Raw genomic sequence first — 2,953 nt, forward strand, 5'->3', positions numbered from 1 at the left:
TTATTCTAAGCAATATTCCAGCTGCTATAAAAAATAAGCACATAAAAAGTAGTGGTGTAGCTATGATCATAAAAAGCAACAATGATAGTGCATTTGCAACCATCATAACGTCTAATATCGTTTTATAGATATCATCGATCGCTTTATAACTACTTTGATCTACAAAATCGTGTGTCAAACAAAACTCCCTGTAAATTTATTCCATTAAATTTCATTAAGTATTTTTAATAAGAGTCGTAACTATCTTCATCCTCATCACTATCTTCGTAGTTGTAGTCATTTTCATCGTAATTATAGTCATAACTATCGCTACTATCGTCCTCATCGTCATTAAATTCAGAGTAGTCTTCTTCTACTTCTTCATAGTCAAATTCATCACTCATTGTTTTCTCCTTAAATTTTATCTTTGACACTTTCAATATACAAGCTTTGGCTTGGGAATGCGAAATTTAGACCATTTTGCTTTAAAATATCCATAATCTTTAGCATTACATCTTGCTTGACATCTAAAAATTCTCCCCAAACGATAGTCTTTGCAAAACAATAAACTAAGATATTTATCGAGCTATCTGCAAAATCATCAACCACGACAAATAAATTTGATTTATATCCAGCATAATCATCAACCGAAACTATACTTTGTCTATATTTTAGCCCTTTTTTCTTTGCTGTTATATCCTCACTTTTGGCAATATCTGGATGATTTATCAACATAGTTTTTATGTCATCTACACATTTTTTAATCTCATCAGTTGTCGCTCCATACTCAATGCCAATTAGCATTCTGATACGTCTACCGACTTTTCTTCTACTCCAGTTTCTAACAGGATCACTTGCTAGTTTTGAGTTTGGCACAAAGATTAAAGCATTATCAAAACTTCTAATAGTCGTCTTTCTAAAGCCAACCTCAACAACAGTACCCTCTATATCACCACAAACTATCCAATCTCCTTGCGAAAATGAGTTATCAAAGAGCATCATAACAGAAGCAAAGAAGTTTGCGATGATGTCTTTTGCAGCAAATGCAACAGCAAGACCACCGATACCAAGTGAAGCTATGAGCGCTGATATATCAAAGCCAAGCTTTTGAAGAATTAGTAAAAGTGCGATTATTAATACAATTACGTAGACTACTTTTAAAACTAAATTTACGACCTCTTTTCGTCTACTCTTTTGTGCAATTTTATCGATTATTACTATGCCATAACCATTTAGGATAGTTAAAACAAGCCATGAAAATGCGACTATATAGACGATCGAAAAGATATTTGCTAGAGTTAGTGGCACTGGTACTGGATAAAAGGCAACACCGATACAAATATTTAGTGCATAAATGATAAGAAGCGCAGAGATAGGCTTTTTAACGATATCTACTATCTGATCCTTTGCCTCCTTTACGCCTTCACCAGAAGCAATGAGTGACATAAGCCAATATGTGAGTTTGGCAAGAATTCTTGTAAGTGAGACAAAAAATAAAAATACTACGATTATAACTACGATCTTGCCAACGTTAAATTTTGCCGAATTTATAGGAATTAGCTTATTTATATATTCGACCGTATCGACTAAATTTAGCTCTGATAAGATCATGCTTGAGCTTAGAAGATCAGCATTATTTTTAAGATAGATTAAAATTTCCTCATCAGTCTCTTTTTTTAAATCAAGCTCGGCAAATGCGTTATCGTAAGAGCTTGAAGTCTCATTTAGAGAATCTTTTAGCTCTTTTATGCTGACGTAAGAATTTGTTTGTAAATTTAAAAGTCCGTTATCTATCACCTCTTTTATAGAGTTTGCTTTAGCACCTTTTTTAAATATCTCTTCAAGATTAATTAAAGCTGAGAAGTATGCATAATCTATCTTCATTTTCTCAAGCTCAATAGCGCTTTGAACATAAGCATCTTTGTTTGATTGCTTCTCTAATCTAGCTACTTTTTTTTCTAAATTATTTTTTTGCAAAATAAATTTATCAATATCGTTTTGAGTTACTTCAATCTGCATAACATATAGTGGAATTTTTTCCAAAAGGTCATTTTTTTTCTTTTGAAGTCCAGCTAAATTTGAATTATCAGCTTTTGTTGAGTTTGTATCTTTTTGCTGTGCTTTTATGATTTGGATTTGATTATTTAAAGTCAAAATTTGATTTGTTAGGCTTAGTATATTTTCTTCTTGAGTTTTATTATTTTCAGCACCAAAAAGCATTATAAATGAGAGCAAGATGATGGTTAAAATTTTACGCATTTTCACCTCTTTTATCTGCTAAAAGTTTGAATGTACCCTCCTTTAAATCGTAGCTAAAAATTTCACCGGTTTCTATAATGTAGTGCCAGCCATAAATTTGAAGATTTCCTCTTTCATACTCCTCTTTTACATTTGGATAGGTCATTATATTTTCGATCGAATTTATCACATTTAATCTCTCAGTTAGCCACGCCATCTTTGCTGGATCGTCGCTTGTAAATTTAAGCACTTCTCGCTTGATCGGCTCTATTAGCTTTATCCAATTTCTAACATTTGGTGTAGTTTTGAGCTTTTTTTCATCCATATAAAGCGCTGCACATCCACCACAGTCAGAGTGCCCGCAAATAATAATATTTTTGATATTTAAAAGCTCTAATGCATATTCGATAGCAGAAGTCGTTGCCAAAAATTCCTCGCTCACTCTATAAGGTGGCACGATGTTTGCGATATTTCGCACCATAAAAAGCTCGCCTGGGAGGCAGTTTGTTATCAAATTCGGTACTACTCTTGAATCAACACAGGATATAAAAAGGGTATGTGGGTCTTGTCTATTTTGTAGACTTTTAAAGAGCTCTTCATGCTCCAAAAAGCCATCTTCCATAAATTTTACCGCACCTTCAAGTAGCGAGTCATCCATAGAAATTTATCTCCATTTTTTATATTTTTACGCGATTATAGCAACTTTTATTTAATCTAAAAAATACTTTAACATATA

The 2,953-nt window shown here is 32.6% G+C and carries 3 protein-coding genes; all 3 read right to left on the bottom strand.

The genetic code is table 11. The annotated features are described in order from the left end of the window. Positions 1-224: 224 nt before the first annotated feature. From FZ949_RS09310 to FZ949_RS05485, 3 genes are read right to left on the bottom strand one after another with little or no spacing between them, the layout of a single operon-like run. Positions 225-383, bottom strand: a complete 159-nt coding sequence (locus FZ949_RS09310) for a hypothetical protein (protein ID WP_180997316.1) — start codon at positions 381-383, stop codon at positions 225-227. 10 nt (positions 384-393) lie between these two features. Continuing rightward, positions 394-2,238 carry a mechanosensitive ion channel family protein gene (locus FZ949_RS05480; protein ID WP_103579923.1) on the bottom strand — a complete coding sequence of 615 codons (1,845 nt, stop codon included), beginning with the start codon at positions 2,236-2,238 and terminating at the stop codon, positions 394-396. Then, a complete protein-coding gene (locus tag FZ949_RS05485; protein ID WP_072595207.1) occupies positions 2,231-2,875 on the bottom strand; it encodes a carbonic anhydrase in 645 nt (214 codons plus the stop codon). Before FZ949_RS05485 ends, FZ949_RS05480 begins: the two co-directional genes overlap by 8 nt. Positions 2,876-2,953: the final 78 nt, after the last annotated feature.

The organism is Campylobacter concisus, assembly GCF_902460545.1.
In the GTDB taxonomy this organism is placed as follows: domain Bacteria; phylum Campylobacterota; class Campylobacteria; order Campylobacterales; family Campylobacteraceae; genus Campylobacter_A; species Campylobacter_A concisus_AE.